Below are 21,508 nucleotides of genomic sequence, written 5' to 3' on the forward strand. Positions count from 1 at the left end.
ATTGACTTGCTGTGCCCCCTGAATAAACAGAACTTCAAGGTAGTTTCCCTCGAGTTTCCGGCCCAGAGCAGCAAAAATGTAGTCATAAAATTATATCATTGGCAGGAAGAAAAGTGGGTGGATGTTCCGTCTTCCGGTTTTAAAATCGGTCCAGAAGAACTCAAGCGCTACGGTTCACCGTCAGGTGAATTCCGGTTCCAGGTAGAAAAAACAACCGGTCTTGGCCAGCCTGACAAGGTAGACCTTCCTGCAGTGTCTGTGGAAGGAGTGGTGAGCCGGTGAATGCAATTGTAATAAAGTCCTTAACCAAGATCTATGGTAGCAATTACGCCCTGAGGGAATTTAGCCTCAACATTGAGGCCGGGCGGGTCTACGGCTTAATCGGTCCCAACGGGGCCGGCAAAACAACCGCCATGTCCATTCTGGCCACCCTGCTGGCTCCGGACGGGGGAACAGCTACCGTTGGAGGCTATGACGTGGTCAAAGAACCTGCATTGGTTCGCCGGTTGATTGGCTACATGCCGGACTTTTTTGGGGTTTACGACGGGCTAAAAGCAACGGAATACCTGGAGTTTTACGCTGCGGCCTACTGGATTCCGGTGGGTGAGCGGCCCAGGTTAACCCGCAACCTGCTGGAACTGGTGAACCTTTCTGACAAGGCGAATACCTATGTGGATTTGCTTTCCCGGGGCATGAAGCAGCGATTGGCCCTGGCCCGCTGCCTGGTCCATGACCCCGCTGTGCTGATCCTGGATGAACCGGCCTCTGGCCTGGACCCCAGGGCCAGGGCGGAGATGAAGGAAGTCATCCGCCAGCTGCGCAGGATGAATAAGACCATTTTAATCAGTTCCCATATCCTGCCGGAACTGGCCGAGATGTGCGATAACATTGCCATCCTGGAACAGGGACGGCTGGTGGCCAACGGTACGGTGGAAGAAGTAGCCGCCGCCCGTCAGGGAGCCAGAATTTTAAAAATCGACGTGGCCGAAAAGTTAACCGAACTGATCGAGTTTCTTTGCCAGCAGCCCGGTGTGGCCGGTGCAGACGGCGATGCCGGCTGGGCCAGGGTTTCCTATACAGGGAACAAAGCCGCCCAGGGGCAGTTGCTGCGTGATATTATGGACCGGGGCTGGACTGTCCTGGAGTTTGCCGAAGTAAAGGGCAACCTGGAAGACGCCTTTATGGCCATGACCGGGGAGGTGGAATAACAGTGAGAGAATTAAACCCGGTATTGCTCAAGGAACTCAGGCAGAGATTTCGCTCCTATCGTTCTACCCTGGTGGTACTGCTTTACCTGATGGTGTTAGGAGGTTTTTCCTTAGGGTTTATTTATCTGGAATGGCGCAATGCGCCGGCCTTTTTCCAACCGGGCAGCAGCAAAGAAATCTTTACGGTTTTAAGTATGGCCCAACTGGGACTGCTGGCCTTTGTGGTGCCCGGCTTAACCGCCGGGGTGATCAGCGGGGAACGGGAGCGGCAAACATTGAACGTTCTGTTAACCACCGAGTTAAGTCCGTTGAGCATTGTGGTCAGCAAAATGATTTCCGCCTGTTCCTTTACAGCCCTGCTGCTGTTTGCCACCCTGCCCCTGTACAGCCTGGTCTTTATGTACGGCGGTCTGGCTCCCCTGCAAATCATGGGGGTTCTGGCCTTCTTCCTGGTTTCCATGCTTCTGTATGCCGCCGTTGGCGTCAGCTGCTCCACTTACTTTAAAAGGACCGGCGTCAGTACGGTGACAGCTACGGCATTGTCTTTTTCCTGGTGGCCGGCACCGGTTTCCTGGGTGGCTTTATCTACGAACTTTACCAGCACCAGGCCCGCCTGACCATGGTCAACCTGCAGGAAACACCACTGATCGTGCAACTGCTGCAGGACACCAACCCGGTGATGGTGATGCTGAGAATCCTCGGTGAACAAGCTACCTTCGGCCCCGGCCGTGACATGTGGCTGCCCTACTGGGGAACCTATGGTGTGGTTTACCTGGTGCTGAGCGTTCTGTTGATTCTCTGGAGCGGCTGGAAACTGAACCCAATGAATCATAACCGGAAGTTGTTTCGGTAAGAACAGTACGGTTGGGGAATATAAAAAGAGGATCCCTTGGGTGTCTCCATGAGAACCTCTTTTTATTGTTTGAAATTATGCTTTTTGTAAACTGTGGATAACTTTCAGGGCCGGAATTTGTTTTTCTGCCCATACAAAATAACTTAATAACTTAAGTACCAGGTACCGGTGTTTTCATATCTACGTTACGGTTGAAGCTATATGCTTATTTTACCAGGCAGACGTGTCATTGTCGGATGAAAGATCAAAGGATATAATACTTTACAGTGTAGTAATAAATAAAAGGAGCTGGCTGTATGTATTTTGCCACCTACATATTGAACGGTCAGGAAAAGATCGGCGTATTAAATTATGGTAAAACCAGAATTGTTGACCTGAGCAAATTGGATGTCCCGGACAGCCCGGGCACTATGCTGGATTTTATTACCAGTTGCAATGACCATGTTATCGCAACGATAAAAGAACACTTGTCCGATGAAAGCTTTATAAAAGAGAATTCCACCGACCTGGCTGCCGTTACATTGCTGGCCCCTATTCCTGAATTGCAGAGAAACGTTATCTGCCTGGGGCTTAACTACCGGGAACATATTCAAGAGGTTACCAGTATCATCAAGAAGGACTTGCAGGAACCGGAGGCCCCGATTTACTTTGGCAAGATGGCGACCAGGGCGATAGGACACAACGGGGAGATTTTAAGTCACCCGGAAGTCACAAAGGAACTGGACTATGAAGTGGAACTGGCCGTTATTATCGGCAAGGACGGCACGAACATCCCCAGGGAAAAGGCAGAGGAACATATTTTTGGCTACAGTGTCTTTAATGACATCACGGCCAGGGACCTGCAGAGGACTCATAAACAATGGATCCGTGGCAAGAGCCTGGATACCTTTACGGTGATGGGACCTCATATTGTACATAAATCTGAAATTCCCTTCCCGGTGGAGCTGGATATCTCTTGTAAAGTAAACGGGGAACTTAGGCAGTGGTCCAATACAAGGCATTTTATCTTTGATATCCCCTATATCATCAGTGACTTATCCAGGGGATTTACCCTCAGAGCAGGGGACGTCATCGCCACAGGAACGCCGAAAGGCGTGGGCATGGGCTTTGATCCTCCTAGATACCTAAAATCAGGAGATATCGTGGAGTGCTCAATCGAAAAGATCGGCACGTTGGTTAACAGGATAAAGTAATTTTCATTTGTATCCGTAGAATGGACTAAAAAACCGCCGGCCTGCCACGAGGCAGGCCGGTTTTAATGCCCGAAAAGGGATTTTTTTGTGCCTACTTTTTCTGAGGCGGCGTAGGGCCTTTTGCTTCCGCAAACTGACCGTTCAGGAATTTATCAAGGACGTCCTCCACTTTGCCGGAAGCGCCGGTGTACACCTTGATACCGCAGGCTTCCAGGGCGGTGAAAGCGTTCGGTCCCACAGTTCCGGTGATAACGGCTGTGACCTCATGATCATTCAATAAACCGGTGGTGGCGACCCCGGCAGCCCCCGAGGAAAAACGTCCGGTATTGTCGATGGCTCTGTAGGTACCGGTTTGAGTGTGATAAAGAACAAAATATTCGCATTTTCCCAGGCGGGGATTCACTTTGCTGTCCAGGGTATTGCCAAATGCGGATACGGCGACGATCATACTGCTCACTCCTTTCGTTTTTATGAACGTACGATTTAAGAAATGCATGTCTTACGGAGATATTCCAACATCCGGAACAAACATTTTTTTAGATGGAAAATAAATATTTCCTCGTTTGACATATGTTTGTTTTTGACATTATTTCAAAATGATCATATAACTATTTTAAAAATATGTCAATAAAAACCTCGAATCATTTCCTTCCTCAATTGTTCGCACACAAAAATATCAAATAAATTTTATAATGTTATTAAAAATTTTAACTAGTTTATATATAATAAAATTTTATAAATTTATTAAAATAGATTTGTCATCTTATTGACATGCGTTTATGATAAGAATAACATGGAAATGAAACTATATTAGTAACTGCCCTACCCAACGGGTAGCCGTTTGCTGCTTCGGGGCGGGAATAAACCACGGGTATTGGAAGAAGATGCTTATTCTTATTGTGGTTTTTACCTAGAAAAGATCCGCAGATCCCCCAATGTGCCCCCCTATAGCCAGGTGGTTTAATAAGTGTAAACAGGGAGTAATCCCGGATATAGGGGAGGTAAAAAAATGGCAACCAGAGCTTATCTTTTAGTGAATGTCTTTGATGATGTGAACCAGCAGGAATTCCTAAAAATCCTTCGTCAACTGGAAGAAATGCCCGAAGTGGACTTCGTCGATCCGGTGGTGGGTGACTGGGATATCGTCATCATGATTGAAGCGCCTATTACCGTTGAGATCGTGGCCAAAAAACTTAAAGAGCAGACCTGGATCAAGGAATTAAAAGTCTTGAAAATCGTCAGCTTATTTGAACGTCACCGGGCATCCAAGAAAGCGCTTCTTGCTGCACTACAGCACGAAGGAGAATAATTATGCAAGAGGGGAGAGTTCCAATCACCGGCAATGCCGAAGCAAATCCTTTTTCACTGATTGATCAAATCGTTCACGAAAATTACTTGGATTTAGGCTCTGCCATTGTAATTCTGCAGCAAATCCAGGATGCCTTTGGCTATGTAGCCCCCTACATGCTGGAGCGTGTAGCGGCCTTAACAGGAATCCCGACCGGTGAGCTCTACAGCATTGTCACCTTTTATGCTCAATTCAGGACCGAGCCCATTGGTGAAAACCTGATTCAAGTTTGTCATGGCACAGCCTGTCACCTGGCAGGGGCGGAAAAAATATCAGAAGTTTTAGAAAACGAAACCGGCGCCCGGGATGGTAGGACCAGCCCGGACCGCAAGTTTACCGTCAAAAAAGTGGCCTGCCTCGGCTGCTGCAGCCACGGGCCGGTGGTGACGGTGAATGACGAGACCCATGCCAAAATTACCCCTGAAAAGGCCCGCAAGCTGGTGCAGCAAAAGAGGCAAGGCTGCAGTTGCGGCACCATCACCTGCGAGGATGACCAGGCGCAGAAGGAGGTGGCGGCAGTTGATGAATAAAGAAAATCAGCTTCCGGCAGATGCCGCCTTGCACCCTTCTGTTCCAACCGTCACCGTGGGATTGGCCAGCTGCGGCATGGCCGCCGGCGCCAAAGGGTCTATGAGGCTTTCCAAACAGCGCTGGCAGGTCTCGGGCCGCAGCTAACCTTCAGCGGCTGCATGGGAATGTGTTATAAAGAGCCGCTGGTGGAGGTCCGGGGAGCGGACGGCAAGCGGTATATTTACGGCAAGGTACAGCCGGAGCAGGTACCAAGAATTGTTCAGGAGCACCTGCTGGAGAACCGTCCCGTTCTGGATTGGCTGGTCTATGCGGAGGACACCGACACCCCGGACAAAGCATTCCTGGACCAGCAGCAAAGAATTTTACTGAAAAACTGTGGTGTCATCAACCCGGAGGATATCGACAGCTACCTGGCAGTGGGCGGTTACCAGGCTATAGCCAAAGCGCTCAAATCCATGACACCGGAACAGGTGATCCAGGAGATTGAAAGGTCCGGCCTGCGGGGCAGAGGGGGCGGGGGATTTCCCACCGCCATCAAGTGGTCCCTGGCCAGAAAGTCCCCCGGCAAAGAAAAATATGTCATTTGCAATGCCGACGAGGGAGACCCCGGCGCCTTTATGGACCGCAGCATTTTGGAGAGCAACCCCCACAGCGTGCTGGAGGGAATGCTCCTGGCCGGTTATGCCATGGGCGCCGGCACCGGCTACATTTATATCCGGGCCGAGTACCCGCTGGGCATTAAACGACTGAAGATTGCCATTGCCCAGGCCGAGGCCAGGGGATTCCTGGGTGAGAATATTTTAGACAGCGGCTTTGCTTTCAGGATCATCATCAGAGAGGGTGCCGGCGCCTTCGTCTGCGGCGAGGAAACCGCCCTTATCATGTCCATTGAAGGAAAAAGAGGTATGCCCCGCATACGCCCGCCCTTTCCGGTGGAATCCGGTCTCTTGGGCAAGCCCACCTCCATTAACAACGTGGAAACCTTTGCCAATGTTCCCTGGATTGTTTTGAACGGGGCTGCATCATTCAATTGCTACGGCACCCAAACCAGTAAAGGGACCAAGGTTTTCGCCCTGGCGGGCAAGATCGCCAGGGGGGGCCTCATTGAGGTTCCCATGGGCATCACCCTGAATGAAATTATCTATAACATCGGTGGCGGTTTGGCCTCCGGGTTAAAACTTAAGGCGGTGCAGACAGGCGGTCCTTCGGGAGGCTGCATTCCGGCTCACCTCTGCGACACCCCCGTTGACTACGAATCGCTGAGAAATATCGGAGCCATCATGGGTTCCGGCGGCCTGTTGATTATGGATGAGTCCACCTGCATGGTGGATATGGCCAAATTCTTCCTGCATTTCACCCAGGAAGAATCCTGTGGCAAGTGCACCTTTTGCCGGGTGGGAACCCGACGCATGCTGGAGATTCTGGAAAGGATCACCGGCGGGGAAGGAAAACCCGGAGATATTGAGCTTTTGGAGGAACTGGGTCAGCAGATCAAGGCCGGTTCCCTGTGCGGCCTGGGCCAAACGTCACCCAATCCCGTACTCACCACCATTCGTTACTTCCGGGATGAGTACGAAGCCCACATTCATCACAACATGTGCCCGGCTAAGAAATGCAAGGCGTTCATTCGCTATCAAGTGGCGGCGGACAAATGCAAGGGGTGCCTGCGCTGCAGTAAAGAGTGCCCCGCCGGGGCCATTTACGGCGAGAAGAAGAAGCCCTTTACCATTGATCAGGAGAAATGCGTTCGCTGTGGCCTGTGCATGAATGTGTGCAAATTTGGGGCCATCCTGGTTACCACCGGACATGGGAAAGGGGGCGTAGAGAATGCCTAAAGTTCGCATTACCATAGACGGCAAAGAAATACTGGCAGAGGAGGGCAGCAACCTCCTGGAAGTGGCCCGTAAGAACGGCTTTGAAATTCCTTCCCTCTGCCACGATCCCCGCCTGGAGCCCTTTGGTTCCTGCCGGCTGTGCCTGGTGGAAATTGAAGGGGCCCGGGGGATGGTGCAGTCCTGCGGGGCCAAAGTCCTTAAGGGCATGGTGGTCAGGACCAACACGGAAAATATCACAGCATTACGCCGCCTGGCGGTGGAACTTCTGCTTTCGGAACACTGCGGGGATTGTGTGGCCCCCTGCCAGTCGGCCTGCCCGGCAGGCATCGACATCCAGGGCTTCGTAGCCCACATCGCCAACGGACAGACCGCGGAAGCGGCCAGGCTCATCCGCGAAAAACTTCCCCTGGCCGCTTCCGTAGGGCGGATTTGCCCTCGCTTTTGCGAGGCGGAATGCCGACGCAATCTGGTGGATGAACCTGTTTCCATCTGCACCTTAAAAAGGTTTGCCGGTGACTATGAGATAGAAGGGATGCCCTGTATCCCGGAAGTAAAGCCCAATACGGGCAAACAAGTGGCGGTGGTGGGAGGGGGTCCCGCCGGCCTGGCAGCGGCCTATTACCTGGCGCTGGAAGGCCACCAGGTGACGATTTTTGACGCCGCTCCCCAGTTGGGGGGATGATGCGCTACGGTATTCCCGAATACCGTCTGCCCAAAGAAGTTCTGGAGAAAGAAATTCAAATCATTACCGGCCTGTGCCAGAATGTATTCTGCAATAAGGCCCTGGGTCGTGACTTTACCGTCCGGCAGCTCAGGCAAATGGGCTTTGATGCGGTCTTTGTCGGTATCGGTTCCTGGACCGACCAGCGGCTTGGCCTGCCAGGAGAGCAGCTGGCAGGTGTTTACTCCGGCATTGAATTCCTGCGGCAAGTTGCCATGAAAAACCAGACCACCGTAGGGAAAAGGGTCGTCGTTATCGGGGGCGGCAACACCGCCATGGATGCCGCCCGGACAGCGGTGCGGCTGGGAGCCGAAGAGGTTACGGTGGTTTACCGGCGGTCCCGTAAGGAAATGCCGGCCAGCCCCCACGAGATTGAACAGGCGGCGGAGGAGGGCGTCCAGTTTGCGCTGCTGACCAACCCCGTGGCCTTTGTCGGGGAAACGGGCAAAGTACAGGCCATCCAATGTGTCAAAATGGAACTGGGTACGCCGGACAGTTCCGGCAGACGGCGCCCGGTGCCGGTGGCCGGGTCGGAATTTGAGCTGCCGGCAGATATGGCCATCACTGCCACCGGTCAAAAATTGGATCAAGGCAGTCTCTCCGGCAGCCCGGAAGTAAAGGTTACTGCCCGGTGTGTCATCCAGGTCGACAAGTCCACGCTGCAGGGTGATACAGAGTGGATTTTCTCGGGCGGTGACTGTGTAACCGGCCCGGCCACGGTGGTGGAAGCGGTGGCAGCCGGTCGCAAAGCGGCTTATTCCATTGACTGTTATCTCAAGGGCCATGTGGTGGCCCCGGCTGCTGAACCTTTTAATATTTCCCGTGGCAGCCTCAAGGAAATGGACCCGGCGGAATTTACCGGCAGGGAGAAAATTTCCAGGACGCCTTTGCCCACCCTGCAACCGGCAGAAAGAAAGAAGCATTTCCAAGAGTTTGAACATGGTTTTACACAGGGAATGGCCCAAAGGGAAGCAGGTCGCTGTCTTTCCTGCGGCTGCCTGGATGTCTTTACCTGCCGCCTGCGGGAATACGCCACCAAGTTCCAGGCAGATGCCGCCAGGTTCGGCAAGGGGGTAAAACGACATGCGGAAATCAATGACCACCCGTATATCATCAGTGACCCCAATAAATGCATCCTGTGCGGCAATTGCGTGCGCCTTTGCCAGGAAATCCAAGGCACCAGCGCCCTGGGCTTTGTCAACAGAGGTTCAGAAACCGTCGTACTTCCTGCCCTGAGATCTCCCCTGGCAGAAACCCTCTGTTCCTCCTGCGGCCAGTGTGCCGACATCTGCCCCACCGGGGCTTTAAGCAAGCGCAGCAATCTTGCCAAACCGGGTCCCTGGCAGGTACAAAAGGTGGCAACCACCTGTCCCCACTGCAGCATTGGCTGCCAGGTTGTGTTGCATACCGCAGGTGGTCAAATGACCGGCGTAACCTCCCAAGGGGACCTCTGCAACAAAGGGTTTACCGGGTATAACGGTATCCGCAGCGCTGAACGGTTAGACGTTCCCCTCCTCAGGAAAAACGGCAAGCTGGAGCAGGCCGAATGGGACGAGGCCCTGACAGCTGCCTGGAAACTGCTGGCGCAGGTCAGGAATGAACACGGTCTGGACAGTGTGGCCGTCGTTATTTCACCCAACGCAACCAATGAAGAAAGCTATTTGGCTTACAAACTGGGCAGGATGGTGCTTGGCACCAACCAAATCTTCAGTACGGTGCCGCTGCCTGCCGTGGCCCTTACCGGCAGTCAAAGAGGCCTCCAACCTTCCTTTACAGACATACAAAACAGTGACCTGCTTCTGGTGATTGGCGGGGAACTGACCCACCGTTATCCTGTCATCGCCCATAAAATTAAAAAGGCGGTAGACAAAGGGGCCACGTTGTTATTGATTGACCCCCATGTGACCGGTTTGGATAGACTGGCAAAAATGACCCTTAAAGTAAGCCGGCAGAAAATGCAGCGACTCTTTGAAGCCTTTGCCAGCTATCTCCTGCAGTATGGCATGGTGGATCAAGAAACAGCTCTGCAGCACAGGTCTTTCCTGGATTGTTTGGAGGACCAACTGGTGGAAGATTACGTTGATATCCTCCGGGACTTCCGGGTAAAGCCGGACAAAATCATTCAATTTATCCACCGCTACAGAAGGGCCAGAAATCCTGTCATCATTGTTGACGGCCAGCGTCAGTCCCAGGATGAATTAGAGCTTTTACGGACCTTTGCTCTCATGACAGGGAACCTGGGGCAGCCGGGACGGGGCATCCTGGCGCTGTATCCTTACAGCAACGTGCACGGTCTGCTGGATTTGGGCATTAAAACAGCACCAAAGGACTGGGAACTCCTCTGGCAGGGGATCAAAAACGACAGGATAAAGGGACTTTTTATCCTGGGAGAGGCTGCGGAACTGGACGAAAGGTTCTGGCAAGGGGTGAAGGCAGTGGTTATAACACCTTCATTGAGTAAAAATTTACAGGCAGATGTCATTTTACCGGGTTCTACCTTTGGGGAAACCGGCGGGACCATCACCAATTCCGAAGGAAGAATACAAAGATTGTTTCCGGCATTACCATCACCCGCAGAACGGGAAACCTGGCAGGTTCTCCTGGGTTTAGCCTATCAATCCGGTTATTTTATGAACTACAGCATGCAAGAAGTTTACGGTGAAATGATTAACCAGCGGATAAAGAGTTAGCCTTTTTCGGGGGAAAGGTTTGAACTGGGAGTTCCTCTCTTTTTCAAACCTTTTCCCCAATGGGATTTTCCCGGCAGTTCGCGGTAAAGGGGGTGATTCCATGGAAACGGGGCCGCTTGCGAAAATTTAAGTCACTACGTCGATCTTGTCACCAAAGCACAGGAGGAGGAGCGTCGCAGGATCTCCAGGGAACTGCATGACTCCACCATCCAATCACTGGTCATGGTCCTGCACCAATTAGAAAGGTTTCTTGTGGAGCATCAGGATATTCAGATGCCTGCCATCCGGTTTTTGCTGAATTTACAAAGTCAAATTCAAAGTGTTTTAAAAGAGGTACGCTATCTAAGCCAAAATCTGCGTCCTTCCATTCTTGAACACCTGGGTTTGCTGCCCGCCATTGAGTCTTTAACAGAAGGACTGAACAAACACCAAGGGGTAGAGGCCGGCTTCATGGTTAAAGGGAAGGCTGCCCGGTTTCAGCCGGAGATAGAATTAAGCCTTTTCCGGATTATGCAGGAAGCCTTAAACAATATCCTGCGGCACGCCGAGGCCACCAGGGTCGAGGTGATCCTTGAATTTAAAGAAGACGGCGTTCTTTTGACCGTTCAAGATAACGGAAAAGGAATGCAGGAACTGCCCCAATCCTTTTATGAATTCCTCAAGCAAGGGAAACTTGGACTTATCGGTATGTCAGAAAGAGTGAAGTTATTTGGGGGAAAATTGCAGTTGGCATCCACCCCCGGCAATGGAACCATTCTCACGATTACTCTGCCCCCGGGGTGTTTATTGATATAATTGCATGGTCAGGTCATGAAAGTGATCGCTACTTTGTTGCAGTCCTGCCCTATTCCCTAAATAGGAGAGGGGGAAGCACGGTGGATAAAATTACAATCATGCTGGCGGATGATCACGTTGTGGTCAGGGAGAGTATCAGAAAGTTTTTGGAGGAGGAAGAAAAATTTCAAGTGGTGGGTGAAGTGGGGGATGGGCAAAGCGCCGTACAAATGGCTGTCAACCTGCAACCCAAGGTGGTTATTATGGATATTGAGATGCCCGGGTTAAACGGCATAGAAGCTACCAGGCAAATTAAGAAACTTTGCCCGGGGTGTTTTGTGCTCATCCTGACCGCCTACGATTACGAACAGTATATCTTTGCCCTTCCCGACATCGGAGCGGACGGATTTTTATTAAAGGACATCAGCGGCAGAGAGTTAATCAACGCCACCCAGGCAGTGTTCCGGGGGGAGTCTGTTTTACACCCCTCCGTCACCGGCAAGGTGATGAAAAAATTGCGAGCCCGTGCCGCCCAGGACCCGGCATACACGGAACCTTTGACCGGCAGGGAGAAAGAGGTCCTGCTTCTGGTGGCTGCGGGTTACAAGAATAAGGAAATCGCCAAAACCCTTTACGTAAGTGTTCGTACCGTTGAGGCCCATTTGGGAAATATATTTGCAAAACTGGGGGTTACCTCCCGTACCGAAGCGATTTTAGAGGCTTTAAAGAAAGATTGGATTCTTTTGGATCAACTTAAAAGCATGGAACAAGCCAGAGTCATAAACTGAAGATAAAGTGTAAGCAACTATAAGGCCGGCACCTGTCAGGTGCCGGCCTTGTTTGTATAGGCAGACAAGTTAATGTTTAAGTTGTAAAACGGCCTATCCCATTTGTGAGTTCTGGCACACGTATTGCAACATTTTTGTTTGTGACTTAAGAAAAATCTCCATGCAGCAAATCACGGCGGTTACTCTACTCACTTGTCTGTTCGTCCTTCTCCTGGAGCTTCAGCTTGCTAATGACATCGGGAATCATCTCAACCAGCTTGGCTAGATTGCCCTTCTGGGACAGGGAATAAACCTGCACATCATCCCCCTGCATAATGAGCAGTGCGGACGGGGTAAGCTTTATACCGACACCTACGGTAGCGGTCACGAGGGGGATAATCGTTGTGTTGCCGCTGATAATCGGCTCGCCTACGATGGTCTTGTTCGAGATGAGATTCTCCAGGCGGGACACCGGGGCCTCAATGTCTTCCTTAAAACATATCGTGCATCCTCCTAATCGGATTTTCAGGGATGATTATGGCGAAATAAAAATAAGCCCGTGCGTTCCCTGGAATCGTAAGGCGCCTTTGAAATGATTACGGTAAATGAATTAGATACCAGAACAGTAAAGGTCGTACCCGGGGCGGATACGACCTTTACTGGTTTTTATTAAACGAGAATCTCAGGGCTTTGCCGTTTAAATAGTCAAAATTCTTACCCTGCCAGGTATCCCTTTCTGCCAGTGTTTTCTCAATGGTCTGCTTAATTTTCCACCAGCTGGTGTTCCAGTTGGAAAACAGCTGGTTGTCCTGCGGGCCTTTGCCCACCAACCGCTGGATCACGATGCGGGGATCCAGGTATTCCAGGAAGGTGACCACCCGGTCGATGTACTCCTCCAGGGGGATGATGCGGAATTCCTCCCTTTGGTACATGTCTGCCAGCACCGTACCCTTCACCACATAGAGGGAATGGAGTTTGACATAATGGACGCCCAGGACGGAGAGGATTTTGGCGTTTTCAATGACGTCCAGGCCGTTATCCCAGGGTAAGTTTAGGATGATGTGAACGCAGATTTCAAACTTTCTTTTTTGAATGCGCTGCACGGCATCAATAAATTCCGCCAGGGTATGACCGCGGTTTACCTTCACCAGCGCATGGTAATTAACGGTCTGCAGCCCCAGCTCAATGTTGATGTCCAGCCCCCGGCGGGCCTGCAGTTCCTGCAGGAAGTCCAGGTAGGCGTCGTTAATACAGTCCGGCCGGGTGGAGACAGAGATGCCCACCACATCATCCTCATCCGCCGCGGCCAGGATATTCTCCTTGAATTGCTCCAGGGACAAATACGTGTTGGTAAAGGCCTGAAAATACACGATAAATTTTTGGGCGTTAAACCGGCGGATAAAAAACTCCCGGTTCTTTTGAATTTGCTGTTTCACACTCATGGTGTTGGGAAGGCATTCAAAGCCGGCCCCTTCTTCATCACAAAAAATACAGCCGCCCCGGCCTACGGTGCCGTTCCGGTTAGGGCAGGTGCCGGGAAGATTCACAGGAAGTTTATAGACCTTCTGACCGAACTTTTCGGTCAGATGATCGGAGTACTGGCGGTAACGGGTGGATTTCTCAAACATATGCATACCTCAACTTACTGAATTTTATGCCACCAACGTAGCACCATCAAAGGACGGAAATGTTCCAGGGCATGGTGTTATCCATAGAGAACGGTTGCGGAGCGATATTTTTCTCACTTCCAACCTCTCACTTCTCATATCTCAAGTAGTATATCACAGGAAAATTGTTTCTCACAACTTTATCACAAGATGTCGTTTTGAGGCAGGAGCTGCATTAAATTGATCGCATATATACAAAAAGCCTTGCGGAGGAAATTATGGATCTTACTAACACCCTTGTTGATGTTCACCGGTTGCGACGCCGGTGTGATGCGTCCGAATTGAATTTTTGCTGCACCTCGGCGGATGTGCCGCCCCTGAATGATTTTATCGGCCAGGAAAGGGCTGCCCGGGCCATGTAGTTCGGCCTTACCATATTTTTCCTCCAGTTTAATGAAAGCGGTTCTGGTTACATAGTCAGTATTGCTGAACTTGTTTTGGTTTACATCTAATAATAAAGAGGCTAGGATTCCCTGGAATCCTAGCCTCCTGTTGTCAACAGACCACTGCCTCCGAGGAGGCGGGTTTTTAGTTGCTGATAACTGCTTTTTCATCTTTAATTGCGGACTTACGTTCAAAAGGGGTGCCGGCTTTGCTCAGCTTACCCAGGAAGGACGGCGCGTATTGACCCCGGGCCAGGGAGAACATCATTCTGGAAGTAAGGTACAGGTTGGCATTCATGCTGGAAAGGGCCGCGGTTAAAACCACAAAGTTCATGATGCCTGCTGCGTAAGGAATGCCGATAATGGTAAATACCTTAACAAAGGGGCTTACCTTACCGCCGGCCTCCACCCAGGGAACCACGCTTAGCATGATAACCAGGCTTAGCAGGTAGAACAGGATCAAGCGAAGCACCATGGTCCTCATGGCTTTGGGAACAGCCTTTTCGGGATCTTTAGCTTCACCGGAGGTTACCGCCACCACTTCCACGCCGATAAAGCTGAAGATGGCCATCATAACGCCCATCCAAACACCCGTCAGACCCAGGGGCAGGAAACCGTCGTGTTTGGTTAAGTTGGAGAAGCCGATGGGTTCGGTGCCGATGCCGAACAGAACGGCTGCGCCGGTAATAATGAAGAAGACAATGGCAGTTATTTTAATCAGGGCAAACCAGTATTCAAAGGCGCCGAAATTAGCTACGGAGCGGGCGTTAATATACACCATGGCAACGGAAAAGGCTACCATCCAGACCCAACTGGGGATACCGGGGAACCAGTACTGCATATAGATGGCCGCGGCCACAACCTCGCCGCCGATGGCAATAACCTGGCAGGCCCAGTAGGTGTAACGGACGGACCATCCCGCAAAGGGTCCGACGTACATTTCCGCATAGGCTCCAAAGGACCCCGCCGTGGGGTGGGCCACCGCCATTTCAGACAGGCATCCCATCATAATCAGGGCACAGGCGGCTGCAATGACATAACTCAGAATGACGCCGGGACCGGCCAGGCTCACCGCGAAACCGCTGCCGAAAAACAAGCCGGTTCCAATGGCGCTGCCAAGGGCGATCATGGTAAGTTGTCTTTGGGAAAGAGCCCTGTGCAGTCCCTGCTCTCTTTCCACTACATGGTTTTTGCTCACGTTCTCTGCTCCTCTCACCTGAATAATAATAAAAAACCGCCCGCAGGCGGAGATTGACTGACGCTAAACTCCACTCCTCTATCCTCAATTACGCTCATCTGTTTTAGTTTTTCGTCATGGTTGGACAAATTCTTTGTCAAGGTGTTCAACAAACAAAATACCGCCCTGGTGGCGGAGATCAGCTATGCTACGATTCTCTCGGCTCAACTCAGCTCCTCTCATTTTATTATTTTGTCTAAACTCTACTGAACTTTTGTACATGATATTATACACAGGGTGATGAATTCCTGCCAGTAGTTATTTTTAAAAATAATTTTGCGTTTACAATGGACAGATCTTAGTTAAGTCCTTATAATTGTGTAAAAAGGTTTTCTGAAAAATAAAGGGAGCCATTACCAAATTCCTCAGTTAGAATAAAGGTGTGAACAATACCTAAAGAGAGGAGATTTGAAATGGCTCAATATCAGATTACCGTAAATCAGGAACTTTTGCACCGTTTATTTTTAAGCGATAACAAAGATTCCGGTGTAGCAGCTCTGCTGGAATCCGTATTGAACCAAATTTTGCAGGCTCAGGCTACCGAGCAACTAGAAGCCGAACCATATGAGCGCACTGAAGAAAGGAAGGGGTATCGCAATGGGACTTATCCACATAAGCTAACCACTCGCGTCGGCACCCTTACCCTGAGAATTCCTCGGTTTCGCAATGGCAAATTCTCCACAGAACTGTTTGCCAGATACCAGCGCAGTGAACAAGCTCTGGTACTGGCTCTAATGGAGATGGTAATCAATGGGGTCTCAACCCGTAAGGTGAGCCAAATCACCGAAGAACTTTGTGGAACCGAGTTTTCCAAATCTACCGTTTCCGAACTGTGCAAGAAGCTAGACCCGGTAGTACATGGCTGGAACAATCGGAATCTGCATGATATGCGCTACCCTTTTATCCTTGTGGATGCCCTTGTTCTCAAGGTTCGTGAAGAAGGGCGTGTTCGCGCACGTAGTGTGATGATTGCCATTGGTGTTAACACTGATGGTTACAGAGAAATTCTCGGATTGATGCTGGGTGATAGTGAATCTGAGTCCAGTTGGGGCGAATTCTTTACCTGGTTAAAATCCCGTGGCTTACGGGGTGTTGATATCATTGTTTCAGATAATCACGGTGGGTTGGTGAAGGCCGTACGCAGCCATTTTCAGGGTGTTACCTGGCAACGTTGTCAAACCCACTTCATGCGCAACATCCTAGATGTTACCCCAAAGTCAATACAGGATGAACTCTATCCACATCTAAGAGCTATTCTAGATGCACCGGACGTAGATACCGCCCGTGTGTTATTAAATCAAACCCTAGAGGCTTATGAGAACAGGGCTCCAAAGGCCATGAAGGTGTTGGAAGATGGCTTTGATGATGCTACAGCTATTCTTATTTTGCCAGAACGTTATCGCCGTCGGTTGCGTACCACAAACGGTGTAGAACGCCTTAACGAAGAAATTAGGCGCAGGGAACGAGTTATTCGCATTTTCCCCAACCGCGAGTCCGTGATCCGTCTAGTAGGTGCCCTCCTTATGGAGTTTGATGACAAATGGGCCAGTGGTAGAAAGTATCTGGATATGAGTGAATACCTGCAATGGCAGGAATCTCAGAGACAAGCCCGTGCTTTTTCTAAAGTAACGCCAATTCGGTAAATTAACCTGAACACCACCTAAATAACCAAACCATCGGAGCCAGGCGGCTGTCAAGGGGCCGCGAAGCGGCGGCGAAGCCTTTACTTGACGGGCGACTGGGGAGATGGATAATTACAATGGTGGTGTTCAAGGTTACCTAGCTGAGGAATTTTACACATAAATTAGGACTTGATCCAGATCTTTCCGTTAACATTATAAAAAATGATATTTTTAAAATTCAATCTAAGGAGTGTACTGGCAGTGTATGATTTGCGAGTTGTAGTGGAGAAGGTCTGTGGGTTTTGCGATTTGCCCATGCGTCCCGGAGATTACTTCGAGGTGAAGGGTGGGAGAATTACCATCCCCCAGGGCAAGCATATCTGCATGTGGGCCCTGGCTGCCCAGCACCCGGCACATGTGCTGTCCCGATCCCAACGGGATGGTGATATACCGCATTGAAAGAATTTCTATTGGGGATAACAGGGCTTTGGAAAGTTGTCAAGCACTATGAAGAGTGGTCGGCCTTGGCGGGCTGCCTGGAGGCCTGCAAGAACACCATCGTCAATATGGAGATTGTGGACTTTACCATGGCAGCCAGATTAATGAAAGCAGTGGCCGGTTGGGATATGGACGGGCAGGAAGTACAGGCCCTTTGCGAGAGGGTGGTCAACCTGGAAAGGGCCTTTAACACCAGGGAAGGTCTCAGCCGGCAGGATGACACTTTACCCGGACGCTTTACGGATGAGCCGCTGCCGGCAGCGTGGTGGAGCTGCAGACCATGCTGGAGAATATTACCAGGCCAGAGGTTGGGAGATTTCTACCGGACTTCCCACCTGCAGCAAACTCAGGGAGTTGGGCCTGGCCAGGGAGGCCCGGGAATTGAAGGAGCGTGGCTTCATTCATGAATAAACCTGACGGGGTCAGGGTTACAGTACGCTACCTGGGCGTCGTGCGTCTAATGTCCGGGCGCCGGGAGGATGTGCTGGCGTTCCCCTAACCGGTTACCGTGACGGAAGTTTTATGCAAATTACGGGAACTCCTGCCGGAAGAGGTTTATTTTGAAATCAGGCACCAGTCCTTGATCCTTTCGCCCCGGCCGGATGCCCCGGGCATTGTGTTAACCATGCCCGAAGACGAAAAGAAGGTCCTTGCAGACGGCCATTGTCTAACCGTGGTAACCCCTGTCACCGGGGGTTAAATACCGGTTTTTTAGTACATTCGTGGGAAATATGTCATAAGATAAGAAAAAAATTATGGAGGGAAATTGTCTTGAAAACATGTCCGTCCGTATTAGAAGCCATTGGCAATACTCCCTTGATTGAACTGGTGCGAGTCGGCAGGGATTTTCCGGCGAGAATATTTGCCAAAGCGGAATTTATGAACCCAAGCGGCAGTATGAAAGACAGAATCGCCTTGAAGATGATTGAAGATGCCGAGAAGGAAGGGGAGCTGAAACCGGGCCGCGTCGTTTTGGAGGAAACCAGCGGCAATACCGGCATTGGCCTGGCCATGGTATGCGCCGTTAAGGGTTATCGTTTTATCGCTGTGATGTCCGAGGGAAACAGTCCCGAGCGACGTCAGGTTTTACAGGCCATGGGAGCCAGGGTGGAGTTGGTGCCCCAGGCAGCGGGAGGCAAACCCGGTCAGGTCACCGGTGAAGACCTGGCCCTGGTGGAAAAAAGGGCCAAAGAACTGCAGGAGGAATTGGGCGTCTTTTGGGTTAATCAATTTCACAACCCCGGCAACTGTGCGGCACACCACCAAACCACCGCCCAGGAGATCTGGCAGCAGATGGACGGCAAGATTGACTTTTTTATCGATGTGGTGGGCACCTCCGGCACCTTCACCGGGATCGCCACCGCCCTGAAGGGAAAAAATCCCAATATTCAGTGCTGGGCGGTGGAGCCCGCCACTGCTCCGGTGCTGGCAGGCAAGCCAGTAACCAATCCAAAGCACGTCCTGCAGGGGTCCAGCTATGCAAAGATACCGCACCTCTGGCAGTCGGAAGTATGCGACGGTTACTTAACCGTCACGGACGGGGAGGCTATCCGGGCTGCCCGCCGCCTGGCCACCGAAGAAGGATTGCTCTGCGGTTACACCTCCGGGGGCAATGTGGCCGCAGCCCTCAGGCTGGCCGGCTGGTGCGATCCGGGCGCCAGGATTGTCACCGTTCTTTGCGACAGCGGCATGAAATACCTGAGCTGTGACTTATTTAAGTGTTAAATACAATAAAAACTTAATAACTTAGGTACCAGGCACCGTTTTTAAACTATAGAACTTATGGGAGGTATAAAATGGCTGGGGAAGTTAAGTTGTCTATTGAATACTGCACTGCTTGAGCTACCTGCCGAAAGCGGCCGGTCTGGCCGAAACATTGCTGAGGGCGTACAAAAATAAAATTTCTTCCTTTGAACTGATTCCCTCCGGCGGGGGAGTCTTTGAGGTAAGAAAAAACGGGGAATTGATTTTCTCCAAAAAAGAACTGGGAAGATTTCCGGAAAAAGAAGAAATAACAGCCAAACTTGGCATATAAAAAAGTCCTCGGCAAAATATTGCCGGGGACTTATTTCTTTACCAGACCCCTGGTACGGACATGCGGGCCAACGGCGATGATTTCAGATTCCGGGTCTACCACGGTTTGGGAGATCAGGCGCCGGTCTACCTCTTTGTCATTTACCAAAACGACTTCATAGGTTTTCAGTTGGTAACCGTCCCGTCCCGGTCGGCGGACCAGTACCTGCCCGGGAGCCAGCCCGTCTTGTTCCACATAATTTCGGGTGGCTTTGGTGATCGAGCGTTCTGTTTCAATCTTAATTAACCGGGCCGAGGCGCCCTGCCGGTGACCGAAAATGCTTACCAGAAGCTTTCCCTGCTGCACTTGACTGCTTATTAAGACGGGAAAATCCGTATCGTTAAGAAATTTAAAGTCAATCAAATCACCGGCAATGGTGGCATCCGTTCCTTCCGGCGCATAGGGAACCGGCAGAGAATGGGGAACCCGCTCCACCACCGTTAAACCCGCCAGCGACACCGTATTGTACAGGGTGGTGGCCACCTGGCAGACACCGCCGCCAAAGTCGGGGATTAGCTTATTGTTGATGATAACCGGCGCCTGGAGGTAGCCGCTTTCCTGGTTGCGGGGACCCAGGGCTTTATTGAGAGAAAAAATCTGTTTTGGTGGGACGATCAGGTTATTGATCAATTTACTGGCCAGTTGAATATTATGGCTGCGGGCCCGGTTGGACTGGTCAAACTGGGTGACAAAGATCGCCAACCTTGCATTGATCCCGATATAATCGGAAGTACGAACAGCAGGCTCAATGGTCTTGAACCGGAGCGCCAGCCGGTGCTCGTTAATGGGGAGGTCCAGCAGTTGCTTGACGGTCCCTTCATTATCCAGCTTTCTACCTTTAATATCCTGGAATAACGTAACGGTATCGCCATTGAAGGCAAACTGGGCGTTCCGGGCGGGGACATTGTACCGGTGCGATAAACTGTCAAGAATTCTGTTAAAGGCACGGTTGTCAAATGTTTTGACCAGAGGCAAATCATAGCCGTTTTGCATGGTGCCGAACAATGCCCGGATACTGTTCCAGGCAGCCGCTTGACGGCTGTATTGCAGGGCTTCCTTTACGGTAGCCTGATAATCGGCCCGGTAGTCAATATCGCCATAACGGATATTGGTGGGCTGCCCCTCTGGGTCCACCAACATCAAAAGACTTTCCGGGCTGGGCCAGGGTAATGCCTCCCTTAAAATATTCACAGCCTCATCGGCCTTTAGCCCGCCGATATCGATGCCCTGGACAGAGATTCCCGGTAAAATGGTATCCCGGTAATAAACTTTAATGGAGGCGCTGGACAGGCTGATGTTAACCAGCAGTTGAATACCCAGGGCGAGGGTAACGAAAGAGGTTAGCTTAACTTTATTCACGGGTGTTCAAGGTTAACTCCACAAACTTATCCGCGGCCACAGCATTGTCCACCATTTCCTTGGTAACCCTTTGGCCTTGCTCGGCGATCATTTCTCCGTTGTCAGACAGGATATCGGTTGTTACGGTACGTCCGATTAAGTATTGTTTTTGTTTATCTTCAAAGAACTGTAAAGGATCTTCGGCGGCCTCTGCCGGCGCTTTTTCCACAACAGGCATATGTACGGTTTCTGTATGAATCTGGGAAGTGTTTTCCACCAGGGCTGCCTCAAAGTTTTCTTTCACCACCAGCATCCCCTTACCGAAGGTGATCACCAGGTCGGCAGGAATCAGACCGGTCCTGGAACCGTCCCCGGCCACCCAGCGGCAGGCGGATATTTTGCCGGTTTGCTCGTCGATGACGATTTCGTCAATGGTACCGTTCAGGCGGCCCTTTCTGGTCATAACACGTGAGCCTGTTACTTCGACTTCCCTCTTCAGCAATTCAAGGGCGGCCGGTACTTTGGCAATGGAAACGACATTGGTCTTGGTTTCCGTGGTCAGGGCATCTTCACCAATGCCGGCCACATCCTGAATGGAAATCAGCCGGCGTTCCAGGTACCATTGTTCGGGTTCAACGATGAGGAAATCCACAGATCCGGTGTCCGGGTTGATCACCAGATCCTCAACTTTCCCTAGGGAAGCGACATCAATAATGCTTAAAACAGGCAAACCTACGATTTGGCTTTTTAACTTCACCTGAAATAACCC

25 protein-coding genes and 1 pseudogene are annotated in these 21,508 nt (G+C 51.0%); 20 read left to right on the forward strand and 6 right to left on the reverse strand.

Features of this window, described 5'->3' with window-relative positions; all coding sequences use genetic code 11:
* The first annotated feature begins 6 nt into the window (after positions 1–6).
* From P378_RS20560 to P378_RS01865, 5 genes are all read left to right on the forward strand, one after another.
* Positions 7–282: a hypothetical protein gene (locus P378_RS20560; RefSeq protein ID WP_238472752.1), complete on the forward strand. Its 276-nt coding sequence runs from the start codon at positions 7–9 to the stop codon at positions 280–282.
* Complete coding sequence (locus P378_RS01855; RefSeq protein ID WP_099082082.1) at positions 279–1,208, forward strand: ABC transporter ATP-binding protein; 930 nt, start codon at positions 279–281, stop codon at positions 1,206–1,208. The genes P378_RS20560 and P378_RS01855 overlap by 4 nt, the downstream gene beginning before the upstream one ends.
* Positions 1,209–1,210: 2 nt before the next feature.
* Positions 1,211–1,825 carry an ABC transporter permease gene (locus P378_RS01860; protein ID WP_238472753.1) on the forward strand — a complete coding sequence of 205 codons (615 nt, stop codon included), beginning with the start codon at positions 1,211–1,213 and terminating at the stop codon, positions 1,823–1,825.
* Positions 1,826–1,827: 2 nt separating this feature from the next.
* Complete coding sequence (locus P378_RS20565) at positions 1,828–2,061, forward strand: hypothetical protein (protein WP_238472754.1); 234 nt, start codon at positions 1,828–1,830, stop codon at positions 2,059–2,061.
* 296 nt (positions 2,062–2,357) lie between these two features.
* Complete coding sequence (locus tag P378_RS01865) at positions 2,358–3,254, forward strand: fumarylacetoacetate hydrolase family protein (RefSeq protein ID WP_099082083.1); 897 nt, start codon at positions 2,358–2,360, stop codon at positions 3,252–3,254.
* Between the two features lie 91 nt (positions 3,255–3,345).
* Here the strand turns inward: P378_RS01865 and P378_RS01870 are convergent, their stop codons facing one another.
* Positions 3,346–3,702 carry a NifB/NifX family molybdenum-iron cluster-binding protein gene (locus tag P378_RS01870; protein ID WP_099082084.1) on the reverse strand — a complete coding sequence of 119 codons (357 nt, stop codon included), beginning with the start codon at positions 3,700–3,702 and terminating at the stop codon, positions 3,346–3,348.
* A gap of 561 nt (positions 3,703–4,263) precedes the next feature.
* Here P378_RS01870 and P378_RS01875 point away from each other — a divergent pair.
* The 8 genes from P378_RS01875 to P378_RS01900 all read left to right on the forward strand — a co-directional run bounded on the left by P378_RS01875 (position 4,264) and on the right by P378_RS01900 (position 11,941).
* A complete protein-coding gene (locus P378_RS01875; protein WP_099082085.1) occupies positions 4,264–4,563 on the forward strand; it encodes a hypothetical protein in 300 nt (99 codons plus the stop codon).
* 2 nt (positions 4,564–4,565) lie between these two features.
* Positions 4,566–5,132 carry an NADH-quinone oxidoreductase subunit NuoE family protein gene (locus P378_RS01880; protein ID WP_099082086.1) on the forward strand — a complete coding sequence of 189 codons (567 nt, stop codon included), beginning with the start codon at positions 4,566–4,568 and terminating at the stop codon, positions 5,130–5,132.
* Positions 5,125–5,277, forward strand: a complete 153-nt coding sequence (locus tag P378_RS23280; RefSeq protein WP_338013800.1) for a hypothetical protein — start codon at positions 5,125–5,127, stop codon at positions 5,275–5,277. Before P378_RS01880 ends, P378_RS23280 begins: the two co-directional genes overlap by 8 nt.
* Positions 5,278–5,297: 20 nt before the next feature.
* Positions 5,298–6,968, forward strand: a complete 1,671-nt coding sequence (nuoF, locus tag P378_RS01885) for an NADH-quinone oxidoreductase subunit NuoF (protein ID WP_338013801.1) — start codon at positions 5,298–5,300, stop codon at positions 6,966–6,968.
* Positions 6,961–7,650, forward strand: a complete 690-nt coding sequence (locus P378_RS20570; RefSeq protein ID WP_238472755.1) for an FAD-dependent oxidoreductase — start codon at positions 6,961–6,963, stop codon at positions 7,648–7,650. Before nuoF ends, P378_RS20570 begins: the two co-directional genes overlap by 8 nt.
* A complete protein-coding gene (locus P378_RS01890; protein ID WP_238472756.1) occupies positions 7,647–10,379 on the forward strand; it encodes a molybdopterin-dependent oxidoreductase in 2,733 nt (910 codons plus the stop codon). Before P378_RS20570 ends, P378_RS01890 begins: the two co-directional genes overlap by 4 nt.
* A 180-nt stretch (positions 10,380–10,559) precedes the next feature.
* Positions 10,560–11,174 (forward strand): sensor histidine kinase, encoded by a 615-nt coding sequence (locus P378_RS01895; RefSeq protein WP_274378625.1) that lies wholly within the window; start codon positions 10,560–10,562, stop codon positions 11,172–11,174.
* Between the two features lie 80 nt (positions 11,175–11,254).
* Positions 11,255–11,941: a response regulator transcription factor gene (locus P378_RS01900; RefSeq protein WP_207653969.1), complete on the forward strand. Its 687-nt coding sequence runs from the start codon at positions 11,255–11,257 to the stop codon at positions 11,939–11,941.
* Positions 11,942–12,125: 184 nt separating this feature from the next.
* On the opposite strand, the gene P378_RS01905 is transcribed toward P378_RS01900, so the two are convergent.
* Both P378_RS01905 and mnmL read right to left on the reverse strand, forming a co-directional pair.
* Positions 12,126–12,392 (reverse strand): GerW family sporulation protein, encoded by a 267-nt coding sequence (locus tag P378_RS01905; protein WP_238472757.1) that lies wholly within the window; start codon positions 12,390–12,392, stop codon positions 12,126–12,128.
* Between the two features lie 184 nt (positions 12,393–12,576).
* Positions 12,577–13,548, reverse strand: a complete 972-nt coding sequence (mnmL, locus tag P378_RS01910; RefSeq protein ID WP_099082089.1) for a tRNA modification radical SAM protein MnmL/YtqA — start codon at positions 13,546–13,548, stop codon at positions 12,577–12,579.
* Positions 13,549–13,805: 257 nt separating this feature from the next.
* Between mnmL and P378_RS19255 the strand changes: the two genes are divergently transcribed.
* Positions 13,806–13,949: a hypothetical protein gene (locus tag P378_RS19255; RefSeq protein WP_180260929.1), complete on the forward strand. Its 144-nt coding sequence runs from the start codon at positions 13,806–13,808 to the stop codon at positions 13,947–13,949.
* A 166-nt stretch (positions 13,950–14,115) separates the two neighbouring features.
* Here the strand turns inward: P378_RS19255 and P378_RS01915 are convergent, their stop codons facing one another.
* Positions 14,116–15,168: an amino acid permease gene (locus P378_RS01915; RefSeq protein ID WP_238472758.1), complete on the reverse strand. Its 1,053-nt coding sequence runs from the start codon at positions 15,166–15,168 to the stop codon at positions 14,116–14,118.
* Between the two features lie 452 nt (positions 15,169–15,620).
* Here P378_RS01915 and P378_RS01920 point away from each other — a divergent pair, with 452 nt between their 5' ends.
* The 6 genes and pseudogenes from P378_RS01920 to P378_RS01945 all read left to right on the forward strand — a co-directional run bounded on the left by P378_RS01920 (position 15,621) and on the right by P378_RS01945 (position 19,362).
* A complete protein-coding gene (locus P378_RS01920) occupies positions 15,621–16,850 on the forward strand; it encodes an IS256 family transposase (RefSeq protein ID WP_013810032.1) in 1,230 nt (409 codons plus the stop codon).
* A 240-nt stretch (positions 16,851–17,090) separates the two neighbouring features.
* Entirely contained in the window at positions 17,091–17,288 is a 198-nt protein-coding gene (locus P378_RS01925; protein WP_238472759.1) for a TIGR04076 family protein, read from the forward strand.
* Entirely contained in the window at positions 17,285–17,734 is a 450-nt protein-coding gene (locus P378_RS01930; protein WP_238472760.1) for an aldehyde ferredoxin oxidoreductase C-terminal domain-containing protein, read from the forward strand. Before P378_RS01925 ends, P378_RS01930 begins: the two co-directional genes overlap by 4 nt.
* A gap of 101 nt (positions 17,735–17,835) precedes the next feature.
* The gene (locus P378_RS20575; protein ID WP_238472761.1) at positions 17,836–18,027 is read left to right on the forward strand and encodes a hypothetical protein; all 192 of its coding nucleotides are present in this window, start codon (positions 17,836–17,838) and stop codon (positions 18,025–18,027) included.
* A gap of 71 nt (positions 18,028–18,098) precedes the next feature.
* Positions 18,099–19,052 carry a PLP-dependent cysteine synthase family protein gene (locus P378_RS01940; RefSeq protein ID WP_099082090.1) on the forward strand — a complete coding sequence of 318 codons (954 nt, stop codon included), beginning with the start codon at positions 18,099–18,101 and terminating at the stop codon, positions 19,050–19,052.
* Positions 19,053–19,123: 71 nt separating this feature from the next.
* Positions 19,124–19,362: pseudogene (locus P378_RS01945) on the forward strand (SelT/SelW/SelH family (seleno)protein).
* Between the two features lie 30 nt (positions 19,363–19,392).
* Here P378_RS01945 and P378_RS01950 read toward each other — a convergent pair.
* Positions 19,393–20,760 carry a VanW family protein gene (locus tag P378_RS01950; protein WP_099082091.1) on the reverse strand — a complete coding sequence of 456 codons (1,368 nt, stop codon included), beginning with the start codon at positions 20,758–20,760 and terminating at the stop codon, positions 19,393–19,395.
* Complete coding sequence (locus tag P378_RS01955) at positions 20,753–21,496, reverse strand: PRC-barrel domain-containing protein (protein ID WP_099082092.1); 744 nt, start codon at positions 21,494–21,496, stop codon at positions 20,753–20,755. The genes P378_RS01950 and P378_RS01955 overlap by 8 nt, the downstream gene beginning before the upstream one ends.
* Positions 21,497–21,508 lie beyond the last annotated feature (12 nt).

Source organism: Desulforamulus profundi (assembly GCF_002607855.1).

Coding starts and splice junctions, on each gene's coding strand:
- P378_RS20565 (WP_238472754.1), top strand. CDS start 1,828: ATGGTCAACCTGCAGGAAACACCACTGATCGTGCAACTGCTGCAGGAC.
- P378_RS01865 (WP_099082083.1), top strand. CDS start 2,358: ATGTATTTTGCCACCTACATATTGAACGGTCAGGAAAAGATCGGCGTA.
- P378_RS01870 (WP_099082084.1), bottom strand. CDS start 3,702: ATGATCGTCGCCGTATCCGCATTTGGCAATACCCTGGACAGCAAAGTG.
- P378_RS01875 (WP_099082085.1), top strand. CDS start 4,264: ATGGCAACCAGAGCTTATCTTTTAGTGAATGTCTTTGATGATGTGAAC.
- P378_RS01880 (WP_099082086.1), top strand. CDS start 4,566: ATGCAAGAGGGGAGAGTTCCAATCACCGGCAATGCCGAAGCAAATCCT.
- P378_RS23280 (WP_338013800.1), top strand. CDS start 5,125: ATGAATAAAGAAAATCAGCTTCCGGCAGATGCCGCCTTGCACCCTTCT.
- nuoF (WP_338013801.1), top strand. CDS start 5,298: ATGTGTTATAAAGAGCCGCTGGTGGAGGTCCGGGGAGCGGACGGCAAG.
- P378_RS20570 (WP_238472755.1), top strand. CDS start 6,961: ATGCCTAAAGTTCGCATTACCATAGACGGCAAAGAAATACTGGCAGAG.
- P378_RS01890 (WP_238472756.1), top strand. CDS start 7,647: ATGATGCGCTACGGTATTCCCGAATACCGTCTGCCCAAAGAAGTTCTG.
- mnmL (WP_099082089.1), bottom strand. CDS start 13,548: ATGTTTGAGAAATCCACCCGTTACCGCCAGTACTCCGATCATCTGACC.
- P378_RS19255 (WP_180260929.1), top strand. CDS start 13,806: ATGGATCTTACTAACACCCTTGTTGATGTTCACCGGTTGCGACGCCGG.
- P378_RS01920 (WP_013810032.1), top strand. CDS start 15,621: ATGGCTCAATATCAGATTACCGTAAATCAGGAACTTTTGCACCGTTTA.